19 protein-coding genes and 1 tRNA gene are annotated in these 15,146 nt (G+C 70.7%); 10 read left to right on the top strand and 10 right to left on the bottom strand.

The window, feature by feature from the left end:
- The first annotated feature begins 60 nt into the window (after positions 1 to 60).
- The gene (locus ABD844_RS07120; protein ID WP_344874198.1) at positions 61 to 1,284 is read left to right on the top strand and encodes a CynX/NimT family MFS transporter; all 1,224 of its coding nucleotides are present in this window, start codon (positions 61 to 63) and stop codon (positions 1,282 to 1,284) included.
- Complete coding sequence (locus ABD844_RS07115; RefSeq protein ID WP_344874196.1) at positions 1,281 to 2,117, top strand: alanyl-tRNA editing protein; 837 nt, start codon at positions 1,281 to 1,283, stop codon at positions 2,115 to 2,117. Before ABD844_RS07120 ends, ABD844_RS07115 begins: the two co-directional genes overlap by 4 nt.
- Here the strand turns inward: ABD844_RS07115 and sigJ are convergent.
- Positions 2,050 to 3,003, bottom strand: a complete 954-nt coding sequence (sigJ, locus tag ABD844_RS07110; protein ID WP_344874194.1) for an RNA polymerase sigma factor SigJ — start codon at positions 3,001 to 3,003, stop codon at positions 2,050 to 2,052. The genes ABD844_RS07115 and sigJ overlap by 68 nt on opposite strands.
- A 74-nt stretch (positions 3,004 to 3,077) precedes the next feature.
- On the opposite strand from sigJ, the gene ABD844_RS07105 reads away from it, so the two are divergent.
- Positions 3,078 to 3,150, top strand: a tRNA-Ala gene (locus tag ABD844_RS07105).
- 270 nt (positions 3,151 to 3,420) lie between these two features.
- Here ABD844_RS07105 and ABD844_RS07100 read toward each other — a convergent pair.
- A complete protein-coding gene (locus ABD844_RS07100) occupies positions 3,421 to 4,053 on the bottom strand; it encodes an FMN-dependent NADH-azoreductase (protein ID WP_344874192.1) in 633 nt (210 codons plus the stop codon).
- 239 nt (positions 4,054 to 4,292) lie between these two features.
- Positions 4,293 to 4,478: a hypothetical protein gene (locus ABD844_RS07095; protein WP_344874190.1), complete on the bottom strand. Its 186-nt coding sequence runs from the start codon at positions 4,476 to 4,478 to the stop codon at positions 4,293 to 4,295.
- Between the two features lie 69 nt (positions 4,479 to 4,547).
- On the opposite strand from ABD844_RS07095, the gene ABD844_RS07090 reads away from it, so the two are divergent.
- Both ABD844_RS07090 and ABD844_RS07085 read left to right on the top strand, forming a co-directional pair.
- Positions 4,548 to 4,799 (top strand): prevent-host-death protein, encoded by a 252-nt coding sequence (locus tag ABD844_RS07090; protein WP_344874188.1) that lies wholly within the window; start codon positions 4,548 to 4,550, stop codon positions 4,797 to 4,799.
- The gene (locus tag ABD844_RS07085; protein ID WP_344874186.1) at positions 4,796 to 5,224 is read left to right on the top strand and encodes a type II toxin-antitoxin system VapC family toxin; all 429 of its coding nucleotides are present in this window, start codon (positions 4,796 to 4,798) and stop codon (positions 5,222 to 5,224) included. The genes ABD844_RS07090 and ABD844_RS07085 overlap by 4 nt, the downstream gene beginning before the upstream one ends.
- 189 nt (positions 5,225 to 5,413) lie before the next feature.
- Here ABD844_RS07085 and ABD844_RS07080 read toward each other — a convergent pair whose 3' ends face one another.
- The 5 genes from ABD844_RS07080 to ABD844_RS07060 form a co-directional block, all read right to left on the bottom strand.
- Complete coding sequence (locus tag ABD844_RS07080; RefSeq protein WP_344874184.1) at positions 5,414 to 6,415, bottom strand: CU044_5270 family protein; 1,002 nt, start codon at positions 6,413 to 6,415, stop codon at positions 5,414 to 5,416.
- Positions 6,412 to 6,972: an RNA polymerase sigma factor gene (locus tag ABD844_RS07075; protein WP_344874182.1), complete on the bottom strand. Its 561-nt coding sequence runs from the start codon at positions 6,970 to 6,972 to the stop codon at positions 6,412 to 6,414. The genes ABD844_RS07080 and ABD844_RS07075 overlap by 4 nt, the downstream gene beginning before the upstream one ends.
- Positions 6,973 to 7,058: 86 nt before the next feature.
- Complete coding sequence (locus tag ABD844_RS07070) at positions 7,059 to 7,529, bottom strand: P-loop nucleotide/nucleoside kinase family protein (RefSeq protein WP_344874180.1); 471 nt, start codon at positions 7,527 to 7,529, stop codon at positions 7,059 to 7,061.
- Between the two features lie 4 nt (positions 7,530 to 7,533).
- The gene (locus tag ABD844_RS07065) at positions 7,534 to 8,064 is read right to left on the bottom strand and encodes a nucleoside-triphosphatase (RefSeq protein ID WP_344874178.1); all 531 of its coding nucleotides are present in this window, start codon (positions 8,062 to 8,064) and stop codon (positions 7,534 to 7,536) included.
- 21 nt (positions 8,065 to 8,085) lie between these two features.
- Positions 8,086 to 8,481, bottom strand: a complete 396-nt coding sequence (locus ABD844_RS07060; protein WP_344874176.1) for a VOC family protein — start codon at positions 8,479 to 8,481, stop codon at positions 8,086 to 8,088.
- A 100-nt stretch (positions 8,482 to 8,581) separates the two neighbouring features.
- On the opposite strand from ABD844_RS07060, the gene ABD844_RS07055 reads away from it, so the two are divergent.
- Positions 8,582 to 9,526: a helix-turn-helix transcriptional regulator gene (locus ABD844_RS07055; protein WP_344874174.1), complete on the top strand. Its 945-nt coding sequence runs from the start codon at positions 8,582 to 8,584 to the stop codon at positions 9,524 to 9,526.
- 36 nt (positions 9,527 to 9,562) lie between these two features.
- Here ABD844_RS07055 and ABD844_RS07050 read toward each other — a convergent pair whose 3' ends face one another.
- Entirely contained in the window at positions 9,563 to 11,032 is a 1,470-nt protein-coding gene (locus ABD844_RS07050) for a pyridoxal-dependent decarboxylase (protein ID WP_344874172.1), read from the bottom strand.
- Positions 11,033 to 11,133: 101 nt separating this feature from the next.
- Positions 11,134 to 11,340 carry a DUF4236 domain-containing protein gene (locus tag ABD844_RS07045; RefSeq protein ID WP_344874170.1) on the bottom strand — a complete coding sequence of 69 codons (207 nt, stop codon included), beginning with the start codon at positions 11,338 to 11,340 and terminating at the stop codon, positions 11,134 to 11,136.
- Positions 11,341 to 11,475: 135 nt separating this feature from the next.
- Between ABD844_RS07045 and ABD844_RS07040 the strand changes: the two genes are divergently transcribed.
- From ABD844_RS07040 to ABD844_RS07025, 4 genes are all read left to right on the top strand, one after another.
- Complete coding sequence (locus tag ABD844_RS07040) at positions 11,476 to 12,687, top strand: FAD-binding protein (RefSeq protein ID WP_344874168.1); 1,212 nt, start codon at positions 11,476 to 11,478, stop codon at positions 12,685 to 12,687.
- Positions 12,688 to 12,777: 90 nt separating this feature from the next.
- Positions 12,778 to 13,572 (top strand): LLM class flavin-dependent oxidoreductase, encoded by a 795-nt coding sequence (locus ABD844_RS07035; protein ID WP_344874166.1) that lies wholly within the window; start codon positions 12,778 to 12,780, stop codon positions 13,570 to 13,572.
- Between the two features lie 36 nt (positions 13,573 to 13,608).
- On the top strand, positions 13,609 to 14,001 hold the full coding sequence (locus ABD844_RS07030; RefSeq protein ID WP_344874164.1) for a DUF3224 domain-containing protein: 393 nt from the start codon (positions 13,609 to 13,611) through the stop codon (positions 13,999 to 14,001).
- Between the two features lie 71 nt (positions 14,002 to 14,072).
- A partial coding sequence (locus tag ABD844_RS07025; protein ID WP_344874162.1) for a methyltransferase occupies positions 14,073 to 15,146 on the top strand: 1,074 nt, incomplete at its 3' end.

Here is a 15,146-nt window from a genome sequence, read left to right as displayed (position 1 = left end):
ACGGTCTAGTTAAAGGGGGTGATTCATCCCATGACTTGATGAGTGGAGGACCTTCCCGGCATGAGCGTGCTCGCCCAAGAGACCCGAGGCAGAACCGCACCCCTGGCCTGGCTCCTCGTACTGGGAATCGTCCTCGCCGCGCTGAACCTGCGCACCGCCGTCACCAGCGTGGGCCCGCTGCTCGACCAGCTCGCCGCCGGGCTCGGCATGTCGAGCGTCGGCACGGGGCTGCTGACCACCCTGCCCGTCCTGGCCTTCGCCGGCGTGGGAGCGGTCACGCCCACGCTCGCCCGGCGGGCCGGTGAGCACCGGCTGCTGCTGCTCGCCCTGATCACGCTGGGCGTGGGGCTGCTGGTCAGGTCGCTGGTCGACTCGGCGCCCGTGTTCCTGCTGAGCAGCGCGGTCGCCCTGTCCGGCGGCGCCGTCGGCAACGTGCTCATCCCGACGCTGATCAAGCGTCACTTCCCGGCCCGTACCGGGATCATGACCACCGTCTACACCACGGCCCTCGCGGTGGGCACCATGCTGGCCGCCGCCGCGACCGTGCCGATCGAACGCGCGTCGGGAGACTGGCACATCGCGCTCGGCGTGTGGGCGGCCCTGGCCGCCGTCGCCGTCCTTCCGTGGCTCGCGCTGCTGCGCAGTGAGCCGGAACGGAACAGCGGCGGCCGGGGCGCGGGCCTGCGCAGCCTGCTCAGGAGCAAGCTGGCCTGGATGGTCGCGATCTACTTCGGCACCCAGTCGATGATCGCCTACATCATGTTCGGCTGGCTCGCCACGATCCTCACCGACGTGGGATACAGCACGTCGGAGGCCGGGTTCGTGCTCGCCGTGTTCACCGCGCTGAGCATCCCCGTCTCGATCCTCGTGCCCGTGATCGCCTCCCGCCACCGCGACCAGCGCCCCACCGTGATCGGGCTCGTCTCGTTCTACGTGGTCGGCTTCCTCGGGCTGTGGTTCGCGCCGCCCTCGACGGCGCTGGTGTGGGTGGTGTTCGTGGCCGTGGGGATGGGGTCGTTCCCGCTGGCGCTGATGATGCTGGCGCTGCGCACCCGTACGCCGGAGTCCACGGCCGCGCTGGCGGCGTTCGGGCAGAGCGCCGGATACCTCATCGCGGGCGCGGGGCCGCTGCTGGTGGGGGTGCTGCGGGAGGCCACGGGCGGCTGGGCGGTGCCGTACGCGCTGATCTTCGTGGTGCTCGTCGCCCAACTCGTCACCGGCCTGTACGCCGGCCGCGACCGTTACCTGGAGGACGAGCGGAACCCTGCCAGAATGACCGCGTGAATTCCACCCTTGTCACCTTTCCCCGCGGCCTGACCAGTGGCCGCTCACCGATCGTCGGGGTCGTGCCGGTGGGGGACCGGCACGGCCTCGTCGTCGCCGAGACGCCGTTCCATCCCCTCGACCACACCTGGCCGGACCAGCCCGCCGACCAGGGCACGATCGGCGGCCTGGCCGTCGTCGACTGCGTCACGGGGGCGCAGTCGAACGACGGCCAGGTCCTGCTCGGCGAGGACGTCCCGGTGCGGCGCGGCGCCGAGGACCGGCAGTGGCTGGTCGTCCACGTGACCGAGACGCCGCTGCCCGTGGGCGCCGAGGTGGACCTCGAGGTGGACCCGGTCCACCGGGCGGCGCTCTCGGCCGGGCACACGGCCTGCCACCTGGCCGCGCTGGCGCTCAACGCCGCGCTCGCCGGGCACTGGCGCAAGGAGACCAGGCCCGACTCGCTCGGGCGTCCCGACTTCGACCAGGCCGCGATCGCCTCCTCGCGCATCGAGCCGCACGGCAGCGTGGACGTCTACCGCCTGGGCAAGTCGTTGCGCAAGAAGGGCTTCTCCACCGAGGGCCTGGACCCGGCGAAGGTCGCGCGGGAGGTGAACGAGCGGCTGGCGGCATGGGTGGCCGCCGACGCCCCGGTCGGTCTGGATGTGCCGGGGCCCGAGCTGACCGCCCGGCGCACCTGGCACTGCTCGCTGCCCGACGGGCAGGCGTCCATCCCGTGCGGCGGCACCCACGTACGCGGGACGGCGGAGCTGGGCGAGGTCACCGTCACTCTCGCTCTCGACGACGCGGCCCTGACCATGCGGACCACGTGTACGGGTCACCGGCGACCATGACGGGCTCCAGTCGGGCGAGTTTCTCCGGATTGACGATCAGGTAGACGGCCTCGATCCGGCCCGCCACGATCACCAGCGAGACGACGGTGACCACCTGCCCGCCGGCCGAGCCGACCACGGCGGGTGCGTTGTTCAGGATCGTCAGCCCGACCGACAGGTCGGCGTCGCCGGGCACGCCGATCGAGGCCAGGAAGCGGGCGCTGTTCGCCGGGCTGGTGATCGACAGCAGGTAGCGGCCGGCCTTCTCGGGCCCGGTGATGACCCGCAGCGCCGCCCTGGCCCTGCCGCCGCCGTCGGTGACCACCGTCACCTGGTCGGAGAACATCGCGATCAACGCGTCGAGGTCGCCTCCGGCGGCGGCGCTCATGAAGCGCTCGGTGATGCGCCTGCGCTCGTTCCCGTCCACGTCGAAGCGCGGGCGCTTCTCGCGCACGTGCTCCCGCGCCCGCCGCGCGAGCTGCCTGGTGGCCGGCTCGGCCCGTCCGATGATCCGCGCGATCTCGGCGAACGGCAGGTCGAACGCCTCCCGCAACACGAACACCGCCCGCTCCAGCGGCGAGAGCGTCTCCAGCACCACCAGCAGCGCCAGCTCCACGGAGTCGGCCAGCTCCGCCCGGTCGGCGACGTCGGGGGACGTGCTGATCGGCTCGGGCAGCCACGGCCCCACGTACGACTCCCGCCGCGACTTCACCCACCGCAACCGGTCGACGGCCAGCCGCGAGGTCACCGTGACCAGGTACGCCCTGGGGTCGTCGACACCCGACTCGTCCACGCCGGACCAGCGCAGCCACGCCTCCTGGACGACGTCCTCGGCGTCGGCGACGCTGCCCAGGATCCGGTAGGCGACCGCGGTCAGCAGGCTTCGGTGCTCCTCAAAGATGGGCATGAACCTAAGACGTATCACCGGGGTCCCGGCGTGACACGAGGGGTCCAGGACTCCGTTACACTTGTTGATCGCAAGGGGCTATGGCGCAGTTGGTAGCGCGCCTCCATGGCATGGAGGAGGTCTGGGGTTCGAATCCCCATAGCTCCACCCAAGCGGGTTCGATCAACGGTGGTGTCCTTCGGGGCATCGCCGTTTTTGCGTGTCTGGGTCCTGTGGACGTGCAGGAGCGGGGCGATTCGTCTCTCGCTCACGCCGAGGTGAACGAGCACATCGAGTCCTGGCTCACCAGCCAGGTCGCCGAGTCGCGGTGGTGATGCTGCTGGTATCGAGCACCGCCTCGGCCCCGCCGACCTCGGCCTCAGAAGCTGCCGGCTGAACTTTCATCACTGTCATCGTCGGCAAGGTTAAAGATCAAGCTCAGAAATCCGCCGCCAATTTTCTTGCCTCCTCCCGACCGAGCGCGACTTTCTCCTCGCCCTTCTTTTTCCCGCCCCACGTCGTGCCGTCCACCACCAGCGTATGAACCTCCTTGACCCCGATGAACTTCAGCCAGAAATCGATGTACCTTTTCTGATGGTCGAACCGGGAAGCGGGTGTCGGTGAGTCTTCCTCATACGTCCCGCCCCGCGCATAGACCACGAAGGCGCGCGGAGTTTTCAGCAACGGGCCGTACTCGATGCCGTCATAGGTGAAGAGCATGTTTCGCTGACTGGCCAGATCGATCAATTGCTTGAGTTTGTACGGATAGGCGAAGTTCCACATGGGCACGCCGAGCACGATGCGGTCCGCTTGCTGGAAACGTACCGCCAGCTCCTGAATTTTGTCCCAGATGGCGGACTCCGCCCGGTCCATCGGTTCCTTGCTCACGCCCTTGTACTTCGCCCCGATTGCCTCCTGATCGAAGTCCGGCAGCATTTCCTCCCAGACGTTCAAGGTATCGACAATGACCCAAGGGCAAGCCTGACGGTAGGCTTCGATAAAAGCGCTGGTGACGGCGATAGACGCAGACCTGGATCCGCGCGGAGAGGATTCGATGTTGAGTAGACGCATGACCTCACCTCGCGAGCCCCGCGACGGGAGCGGAGATCGAGGCGCCGCCGGCCGCCGTGGCCACGATCGCGGTGGCGGCCTGGTAGGCATCCATGGCTCTACCTCCACGTACGATCGACCGCACCTCCACGTACTATCAACCGCGCTGCCCCGTCTGCGCCACCGGTAACCTCGTCCCCCGAGGCGCCCGAGAGGCCGCCCGAGAGGCGGGCCGAGTCCGCCGACACTCGCACGTCGGATCATGCCGGGCGGGTCGCGATGCCGTCCAGCCCAAAAGTGTCGCTTTCGTCGCGGTGGGCTCCGGTCGTACCGACGTGCTTGGCGGAGATCGTCGGGCCGTTCTTGATGATGTGGAACTGCGCCGGCCTTGACTGCGCCTTTACGTCTGTGCAATGGGGAGTGAGCAGCGTGAAGTAAACGATCATGATGCCGTAGTATGGCGTGGGTACAATTGCGGCATGGATGCCCCAAGGCCTCGTTCGACCGAGGTGAGCGTGCGCCAGTTCGTCAACGACTCTGGTGGCGTCACGCGCGGCCTGCGTGCGGGAAAGCGGTACATTCTGACGCTCAACGGCGAGCCGCTCGCCGAAGTGAATCCGATCAGGCGTCGCCGGTTCGTTCCCACAGCGGAGGCGCAGGCCGTCTTCGCCACCGCCCCGGCTGTTGACTGGGACGAGGTACGGGCTGATCTGGACTCGATGATCGATGACGAGCTACGCGATCCGCTCGATGGGACCGGCCTGTGACCCGGCATGAGCGAGGCGTTCTCGACACGAATATCGTGGCCGCCTTCAAGCTCTTCGATCCCGCCGAACTGCCCGCAGAGTCGGCGATCACCGCAGTCACGCTTGGCGAACTGTCGCGCGGCCCGTATGCCACCGATGATCCGGTCAAGCGTGCGGGAAGGGTCGCGGTGCTCCAGTATGCCGAGGCGGCGTTTGGTGATCCGCTGCCGTACGACGCCGAGGCAGCCCGCGTGTTCGGGCAGATCTGTGCCGTCGTGTACATGCAAGGTCGACGACCACGGAGCCGGACCGCCGACCTGATGATCGCTGCGACGGCCGCCTGTAACGAACTGCCGTTGTTCACCGCGAACCCCAAGGACTTCGACGGCCTGGAACGGCTTGTGAACGTGGTCGCCGTGACACGACCGCACGGCGCGACGGGCTAGCCCCAAGGTTGGAAGTAAGCCTTGGCCATTCGACAGTCTCCTCCAAGTTTGTGGCGCGGTGTTCGAGTAAGCGGCAATCAGGTCCACAAGACCACAACGCCTCCTGCCTGCGAGTCTCCGTAGGCAGGAGGCGTTTTCTTCGTCCACCCCATCCTGATCGAGGACACGGTCCTCAACCGGGGAGGGCGCCTACTTCTGGGCGCGTTCCCCTGGCTTGCCGACGACCTCGGTCTCCAGTTGCGCGCTCCACACCAGGGGGGCGCCGGCCTTGACGGTTCCGGTCTGCTCGCTGGGGGAGGTCGGAGCGGGCGTCACGACGCCCTGGCTGGGGAACGGCCTGTCGGCGAGGTTCTCGCCGTAGCGGCCGAGGAACCGGTAGTCCTCGGCATCGACGATGATCTCGGAGCGCTCCTCAGCTCCGGTGTAGGCGAACGCGACGCCGTGCCGGCCCGCCGCGTCGACGGCGTCCTGCTTGACCGAGACGCCTTCGACCATCGGCAGCGCGCGGAACAGCGCCGCACGGACCTCCGGGGTGAGCGCCTGTCCGCCCATGAGGGTGCCGATCGTCTTGAACGTACGCTCTGGCTCGGACGCGCCCTGGTCGAACGGCGAGGCGGGAGTCGCGGCGACGGATGCCTTGATCTTGGCGAGCACCGCGTCGGGCGTGACGGGGGCCTTGGCCAGGTCGGCGCCGGTGAGACCGGTGGTCACCTCCTCGATGACCAGCTTGCCCGCGCCGTCGTCGATCGCCATCTGCTTGCCGTCCAGGCTGTGCCAGGTTTCCAGGGTCTCGCGCCGGTCGCGATCCACCTCCGGCCGTGGCTCGGCGAGCAGCGGGGCGATGGTCTCCTTGACGTACAGCCACTGGCCGGAGGTGGGAGTCCTCTTGTACGCGGCGTCCGGGTCGTGTTCGGCTGTTCGGGCGGCCCGCTCGCCGAGGTCCTTGACGCTGGCGAGCGCGGCCGACCGGTCGTCACCGCGCAGCACGCCGAAGCCGACGACGAGGGCCGCGGCGGCCACGGTGGCGACCCCGAGCTGCCAGGTCAACCGCGGAATGCGCAGGGTACGCCGCCTCACGGGTGCGGGGGCGGGCTCGTGCATCTCCCGCAAGAGCCGGGCTCGTGCCGTCTCCCTCGCCTCGCTGGTGATCACCGGCGTGGCTCCGAGGAACTGCTTGATCTCGTCCATCATGCGACCTCTCTTGTGGGATCGTCTCCGCCCAGGGCGGCCCTTGCCTTCTTGCGCGCTCGGTGCAGACGTGAACGGACCGTTCCGACCGGTACGCCGAGCACCGACGCGACCTCCTCATAGGCCAACTCGCCCCAGGCCACCAGCAGCAGCACGTCGCGATCGCCCGAGGACATGCCCGCCAGCGCCCCCGCGAGCTTGCGATCGACCCCCTGCGCGGCCACGCGGCCGACGACCGTGTCCGCCATCGACGGCTCGGACGACGGATCGGTGCCGGTACGGCTCAGCGCACGCAGGAACCGCTCCTCGCCCCGCCGGTGCTTGGCGATGAGGTTGGTCGCGATGCCGTAGAGCCATGGACCGGCGAGCTGCCGGGTCAGGTCGTAGGAGGCGCGACTGCGGAAGGCCGTCAGGAACGTCTCGGCCGCGACGTCGTCGGCGGCCTGGGGACCGAGCCGCCTGGCGATGAAGCGGTGGATCTGTTCGATGTAGCGGTCGAACAGTCCGGCGAACTGTTCCGGGTCGTCACGTGACCATCGGATGAGTTCAGCGTCGTTCACCTCGGCTGTCGTCGCCGGGTGCGTTTGTGTCATGCCTGCTTTTTCCCGATGGGACGGATCGAGTTCTCATGGGACGGATCGAGTTCTCACGGGATTCGCGCGTCGAAGAGCGCCAGTTCGGCTTCGTCCGGGGCCTCGAAGAGAGTTGCCCACCTCTCGAGCTGGTCGCGCGTGACCGGCACCGTGCCCCACCCGCTCCTGGCCTCCAGACGGCGGCACAGCTCCTCGGTGGGGGCGGTGAGGTAGCGTAGCTCGACCTGCGCGCCCAGCGTGCGGGCGGCCAGGCGCAGCTCGTCCCGTTCGGCCCGCGACCAGAAGCCGTATTCCAGGATGACGTCCTGCCCCAGCCGTAGCAGGTCATGGGCGTGCCGCCAGAGCTGCCTCTCCAGGCGGTCGCGCGCCGGGTCGTCGTACGGGTCGAGGCCGAGGTGCGCCATCCACTCGTCAGGGCACAGTCGTACGGCGGGTTGTTCGGCGGCCAGCCGGCGGGCCAGCGTGGTCTTGCCGGAGCCGGGCAGGCCGCAGATCAGGGTGAGCCGTCCGGGAGCGGGGAGCATCGGGTCACCAGGCGCGGCCGGCGAGCAGGCGGCGCAGGGTTTCCGGGAGTTCGTCGCGGTTGTGCGGGGTCACGGTGATCAGGTCGGCCTCGATGCGCGCCTTCAGGGCCGGATGGGTGCGCTGGTGCACCGTGGCGACGATCGGCAGGTCGGAGTCGAAGAGCGCCACGCAGCGCGGCATGAACGCGGGCGACAGCATCTCCATGGGCCCGATCTCGTCGATCAGCACCACCGCGCCCTTCGTGGTCAGCGCGCGCTGCATGGCCGGCAGCGCGATGCGTTCGAACGCGGGCACGTTGACGCCGTACCTGCCGATCCGCGGGCCGGAGACCCACGACTGGTGTGCCATCACGGCCTTGCGCCCGGCGAAGTCTTCGACGGTGAAGCCCGTCCGCTGCCCGTGCTCACGCAGCTCGTCGCTGACGAAGCCGCACACCGGCAGGCCCGTCGCCCGGAGCAGCTCGGCGAGGCGACGGACGACGGTGGTCTTGCCCGTGCGAGGCGGTGCGGTGAGCAGGACGTGCGGCCGTGACACCCGTCCAGGATGGCAGACGCGTCACTCTCCGAGAACGGTCAGGTAGTGCGGGTTGCGCATGATCCCGAGGATGTTCCCGAACGGGTCGACCACCGACGCCGTGATGAACCCCTCTCCGTCTCCCTGGTGGGTGATCGGCTGGTACTCCTTGGCGCCCAGACGGAGCAGCTTCTCCAGGGTGGCCTCCAGGTCGTCCACGTGCCAGTACATGATCGCGCCCGCGGGCCCGTTCGTCGCGCCGGGCGGGGCGTACCGGCTGTCGATCAGGCCGAACTCGTTCTGGTAGTCGCCGACGCGGAACTCGATGTAGCCGGGCTTGCGGTAGTAGGGCTCGATGCCGAGGAACTCCGTGTACCAGGCCGCGGCGGCCTCCAGGTCGGCGGTCCAGAACGAGATCGTGGCGAATCCGCGAAGCATGACGGTGACCTCTCATGTCGTTTTATGTCGGGTGACAGGGACCATGGTGCGCCTGAAAAGTGCTCATCGAATGCGTACTTTTCCGAGGAGAATGGACGGCATGCGAGCAGATCGACTGGTGGCCGCGCTGCTGCTCATGCAGGCGCGTGGCCGGGTGACCGCCGCCGAGCTGGCCGCGGAGCTGGAGGTGTCCGTGGCCACCGCGCGCCGCGACCTGGAGGCGTTGTCCACGGCGGGCATTCCCGTCTACCCGCAGGCCGGGCGGGGTGGCGGCTGGTCGCTGCTGGGGGGTGCGCGTACCGACCTCAGCGGGCTCACCGCCCACGAGGCGCAGGCGCTGTTCCTGCTCGCCGGGCCGGCCGCGCCCACCGCTCCCGAGATCAGATCCGCGCTGCGCAAACTGTTGCGGGCGTTGCCGCAGACGTTCAGGGCCGAGGCCGAGGCCGCCGCGGGCACGGTGGTGGTCGACCCGGCCCGCTGGGGCGAGCCGGAGCGGGAACGGCCCGAGCTGGTACGCGTCCTGCAACGCGCGACCGTACGGCGGCGCCGGGTCAGGCTCGCGTACGAGGGCCGCCGCCGCGAACGCTCCGAGCGCCTGGTCGACCCGTGGGGGCTGGTGGACAAGGACGACGTCTGGTATCTGCTGGCCGGCACCGAACGCGGTCAGCGCACCTTCCGGGTGGACCGGATCGCCGCGGCCGAGGTGACGGAGGAGGAGTTCGAGCGGCCCGGTGACTTCGAACTGGCGCGGGCCTGGGAGGGCGTGGTCGAGGAGATGGAACGGCGGCGCTCGACGGTCTCGGCGACCGTGCTCGTCCCGGCCAGGTTCCTGCCCATCGTCCGCGACCACTTCGGGCGGCACTGCGAGGTGCTCGGGGCGGCGGAGGACGGGCGGGTCAGGGCACGGGTGGCCGCCCCGATGGCGCTGACGATCGCCGAGCAGCTCGCCGGGTGGGGCGCGCGGGTCGAGGTCGTGGAGCCGGAGTCGGTCAGGGCCGAGCTGGCCAGGATCGGCGCCGAACTCGTCGGCCGCTACCGCACGTGACCTCTCGCCACCCGGGGTTCAGGCGGCGGTGGGCGCTCAGTGGCCGGGGAGCGTTCTCGACAGGGCCGCGTGTTCCGTGCGGATGCGTTCCCACGCCTGCTCCACGTGCCGCCGCTCGGTCGCCGCGCCCCCGATGGCCATCCGCAGCACCGCCCGGTCGCCGATCCTGGTGTGCGTCAGGTACATCGACCCGCTCGCGTTGAGCAACTCCAGCAGCCGCATCGTGGCCCGGTCCGCCTCCCGCGCGTCCAGCCCCGGCCAGCGCGGGCGGAAGCACACCAGCCCGAGCGGATGCGGTTCGTGCGGCTCGAAGCCGGGATCGGCGGCGATCCACCCCGCCAGCTCCTGGGCCAGCCCGACGCCCTGACGGATGTGGGCGCGCAGCCCTTCGGCTCCGTACCAGCGGATCACGGACCACAGCTTCAGCGCCCTGAACCGGCGGCCCAGCGGCACCTGCCAGTCCCGGTAGTCGATGACCGACCCGGCCGAGGTGGCGGCGTTGCGCAGGTATTCGGGCAGGGACGAGAGCGCGGCCAGCAGCGGGCCCCGGTCGGCGGTCCACAGAACGCCGCAGTCGAAGTTCGTCAGGAGCCATTTGTGGGGGTTGGTCGCGTACGAGTCGGCGTACTCGGCCACGCCGTCGTTGAGCCAGCGCAGCTCGGGGCAGACGGTCGCGACCCCGGCGTAGGCGGCGTCCACGTGCAGCCAGACGCCGCGTTCCCGGCACACCGCGCCGATCTCGGGCACCGGGTCGACGGCCGTGGTGGACGTCGTGCCGACGGTGGCGCACACCATGGCGGGCACGATGCCGTCGGCCCTGTCACGGTCGAGGAGCGTACGCAGGTGGGCGGGGTCCATGGCCAGCGTACGGGGATCGACGTCCACGAGACGGACCCCCGCCGCGCCCAGGCCCGCGATGCGCGCCGCCCGTTCCAGTGACGAGTGCGTCTGGGACGAGACGTACAGCGCGTACCGGCGGGTGATCCCCTCCTCCGTGACCCGGCCGTCACCGGCGCGGTGCAGCGCCGCCAGCAGCGCGACCAGGCACGCGCTCGACGCCGAGTCCTGGATGACGCCGCCGCCCGCCGCGTCGGTGCGGAAGTGGCCGGGCAGCCCGAGCAGTTCGGCCAGCCAGTCGACCACCACCGTCTCCAGCTCCGTGCACGCCGGGCTGGTCACCCAGAGCATGCCCTGCACGCCCAGCCCGCTGGACAGCAGGTCGCCCAGGATGGCCGGGCCGCTGGCGTTGGACGGGAAGTAGGCGAAGAAGCCCGGATGCTGCCAGTGGGTGATGCCGGGCAGCAGGAGCCGTTCGAGGTCCGACAGCACGCTCTCGAACGGCTCGCCCCGCTCGGGCGGCGCCGAGGGCAGCGCGCGCCGGATCTCACCCGGCTTGACCTGGGACATCACGGGATGCGACTCGATCCCGGCGAGGTAGTCCGCGATCCAGTCGACGACCTGCCTGCCGTGGCGGCGGAACTCTTCCGGCGTCATGTGAGGGCTCATCAGCCCACTGTGCAGGCAGGGAGGGGAGAGCGAAAGGGAACGGGCCGGAGGCGCGTGCCTCCGGCCCGTTCTATGTCAAGCGGTCGCAGGACCGCCGAACGTCAGTAGTGGGGTCCCCGATAGCGCCTGCTCCCGAACGTCTTGCCGAAGTGGAAGCCGCCGGGCAGGTGCACCGACACGTGACGCCGACCGTCAGGGGTGGTGGAGACGTGGAAGCGGCGATTGCCGTAGCTGTGTCCGACGCCGTGCCGCGATAGGTTGATCCGGAACGGCCCGACTTTGATGGATTTGCGGTAGTGCCAGCCCATGTCCCTCCTCCGCCATCGTGCGCTCAAGGGGAAGAACGTCCGGGACGGTCGACGGGTTCCCCGCCCGGTCCACCTCCGTCGTCGGCGCCCGGAACCGGCGGGGACGGCAGGCTGCCGCTGTGGGAGGGTGAGGCGGTGACGTTCACCAACTGGGCGGGAAACACCACGTTCCACGCGAAGGCCGTGCACCATCCGGCGTCGCTCGCCGAGCTGCAGCGGCTCGTCGCGGCCAGCGCGAACATCCGGGCCCTGGGGAGCGGGCACTCGTTCAACGACGTCGCCGACACCACGGGCGACCTCGTGGTGCTGGACCGCCTGCCGGACCTGGTGGAGATCGACACCGCGGCGGCCACGGCCCTGGTCGGCGCGCACATGACGTACGCGCGGCTGGCCCCGCTGCTGCACCGGGCCGGGTTCGCGCTGGCCAACCTGGCCTCGCTGCCGCACATCTCCGTGGCCGGCTCGGTCGCGACCGGTACGCACGGCTCCGGTGTCAACGTTCCTTGCCTGGCCGCCGCCGTGTCCGGGATCGACCTCGTCACCGCCGACGGCTCGCCGCTGTCACTCTCGCGCGGCGACGCCGACTTCCCCGGCGCGGTGGTGTCGCTGGGCGCGCTCGGCATCGTCACCTCGCTCACGCTCGACCTGGTGCCCGCCTTCGAGCTGCGCCAGTACGTACGCGAGGGCCTGTCACCCGGCACCGCCCTGGCGGACCTCGACGCGATCATGTCCAGCGGCTACAGCGTCAGCCTCTTCACCGACTACCGCGACACCCGCGTCTGGCTGAAGCGCGAGGACGAGCTGACCGACCCCGACTGGTACGGCACCACCCCCGCCGACGGCCCCCGCCACCCCATCCCGGGCATGCCGACCGGCAGTTGCACGGCCCAACTGGGCGTGCCCGGCCCCTGGCACGAACGGCTGCCGCACTTCCGCGCCGACTCCCCGCCCAGCGGAGCAGGCGACGAGCTGCAGTCGGAGCTGCTGCTGCCCAGAGAGCACGCGGCGAAGGCAATGCGCGAGCTGTTCGCGATCGGCGAGCGCATCCGCCCGGTCCTGCTCATCTCCGAGGTGCGCTCGGTCGCCGCCGACGACCTGTGGCTCAGCCCCTTCCACGGACGTGACAGCGTGGGCATCCACTTCACCTGGAAGAAGGACGTCGCCGCCGTCATGCCGGTGCTGGAGCTGGTGGAGGAGACGCTGGCGCCGTTCGGGCCCCGGCCGCACTGGGGCAAGCTGTTCACCCGCCGGCCGCGGTGCCCCGACGCGTTCCGGTCGCTGGTGCGGCGGCTCGACCCGGCGGGCAAGTTCTCCGGCGGGTTCGTCCGGCTACTGCTGGGGGAGTAGCGGCGCAGATCCGCTTGCGCCCTCGGGTGTAGCGTCCCACCGGTCCGGCGGACGATGTGCCGGGCCCGCCCGTCGGCGATCGTGGGGGGCATGACCGATCACCCGTTCAGGTTCGGCGCGGTCGCCGGACAAGCCCCCGACGCCGACGCGTGGACCGGCCTGGCCCGCCGGGTGGAGAGCCTGGGCTACTCGACCCTGCTGGTGCCCGACACCCTGCAGACGTTGTCGCCGTTCACGGCCGCGGCCGTCGCCGCCACGGCCACGACGACCCTGCGCGTCGGCACGTTCGTGCTGAGCGCCCCCAACCGGACGCCCAGGGCCGTGGCCTGGGAGACCGTCACCCTGCACAAGCTCACCGGCGGACGGTTCGAGCTGGGCCTCGGGGCCGGCCGGCCGGACGCGGAACGGGACGCGGCGGCGCTCGGCGTCCGGTTCGGCACGCCCGGTCAGCGCATCGAGCGCCTCTCGGAGACCATCGACCAGACCCTCGACGCGGCCAAGGACGTCCGGATCCTGGTGGCCGCGGCCGGCACCAAGCTGCTGCGGCTGGCCGCGCGCAAGGCCGACACGGTCGCGCTCGGCGTGCCCCCGCAGACCACCGAGGAGCAGGTGGCGGCCAAGCTGGACGAGCTGTACGAACTGGCCGGCGACCGCTTCCACGATCTCGAACTCGGCATGAACCTGGCCTGCGCGGGGGCGGAGCCGCCGGAATGGGCGCTGAGCCGCTTCGGCCGCACCGGCACCGGCATCCTCGTCGGCACGCCCCAGGAGATGGCCGACACGCTGCTGCGCCGCCGCGACCACCTCGGGATCTCGTACGTGTCGGTGAACGCCCAGTTCCTGGACGCCTTCGCGCCGGTCGTGGAACGGCTCGCCGGTACCTGACAGCACCTGGCAGGTACGCCTGCGACGATGACCTCCATGACCGCCAAGGGAACCTTCGACATCACCAACTGGACCCCCGAACCGCCCTTCCACGACCGCGACGGCGTCACGCTCGCGCTCGTGACCCTGGACAAGACCTGGCACGGCGACCTGACCGGCACCAGCGTCGTCACCATGCTGGTCGCCTCCACCCCGGTGGAGAACTCGCGCTCGTACGTGGCGCTGGAGCACTTCGAGGGCACCGTCGAAGGCCGGTCGGGCGCCTTCGTCGTCCAGCACGACGCGGTGAGCGACGCGGGCGCGCAGTCGCTGCTCGCCAGGGTCGTGCCAGACTCCGCGACGGGGGAGCTGCGCGGCCTCAGGGGCGAGATCGCCATCTCGGTGGCCCCCGACGGCGCCCACTCCTACACCTTCGACTACACGCTCTGACGCCGTAGGGGCCGCGCGGCCGTTTACCGTAAAACCGGTAGCCGTGACGGTGCGGTACGTGAAACGGTCGGATGACGATGATCCAGTGGACCGAGGCAGGCCAGGAACACAGCGCGCTCTGGCGCTCCGCGCTGGGCGCGCCGCCCCCGAGCCGCGTCATCGTCGCCGACGACCGGATGACCGCCGCCACCGCCTACCGGCTGGCCTGCGAGGGCACCGCCCTGCTCTGGCGCGGCGACTTCAACAACGCCCGCCAGCTCCTGAGCGCCATGGGCCGCCGCTGCAAACCGGCCGCCGCGGGCAGCGGCTTCCACCGGCACCGCCAGGCCCGCTCCCAGCGCGCCCGCACGCTCGGGATGCTGCTGGTCCCGTACGCCGAGGGGCACGTCGTGCCGCTGCGCCGGGCTCCCGACGTACGGGAGGCGTGCGCCGAGGTGTACGGCCCCGACGCCCCGCCCGCCGTCGGGCCGCTCCAGGAGCTGCTCGGCCTGATCGGCGCGCACGAGTGGCGCGAGAAGGGCGTGCACGTCCCCGCGCTGGGCGGGCGCATTCACCCGCACCACGGCGTGTTCTCACCGATCAGGGGCGAATACGTGGACCTGGTGGCCGAGGCGCCGCTGCCCGGCGACCGGCTGGCCTTCGACGTCGGCACCGGCACAGGCGTGCTGGCGGCCGTGCTGGCCAGGCGCGGCGTCCGTCACGTCGTGGCCACCGACCTCGACGCGCGGGCGGTCGAGTGCGCCGGCGCCAATCTCGCCCGGCTCGGCCTCGACGACCGGGTCGAGGTGGTGCGCACCGATCTGTTCCCGGCGGGCCGGGCGCCGCTGGTGGTCTGCAATCCGCCCTGGCTGCCGGCCAAGCCGGTGACGCCGCTCGACCACGCCGTCTACGACCCGGGCGGGCGGATGTTGCGCGGGTTTCTCGACGGCCTGGCCGGGCATCTGGAGCCGGAGGGGGAGGGCTGGCTCATCCTGTCGGACCTGGCCGAGCACCTCGGCCTGCGCACGCGGGCCGAGCTGCTGGCGGCGTTCGAGCGGGCGGGGCTGCGCGTGGCCGCCCGCCTCGACGTCACGCCCCGGCACCGCAGGCCCGACGACGCCGCCGACCTGCTGCACGCGGCCCGCGCGGCCGAGGTGACCTCGCTG

It is taken from the genome of Nonomuraea antimicrobica, assembly GCF_039536965.1.
Lineage (GTDB): Bacteria > Actinomycetota > Actinomycetes > Streptosporangiales > Streptosporangiaceae > Nonomuraea > Nonomuraea antimicrobica.
The sequence above is the reverse complement of the archived record's forward strand: the minus strand, read 5'-3'. Positions and strand labels throughout refer to the sequence as shown.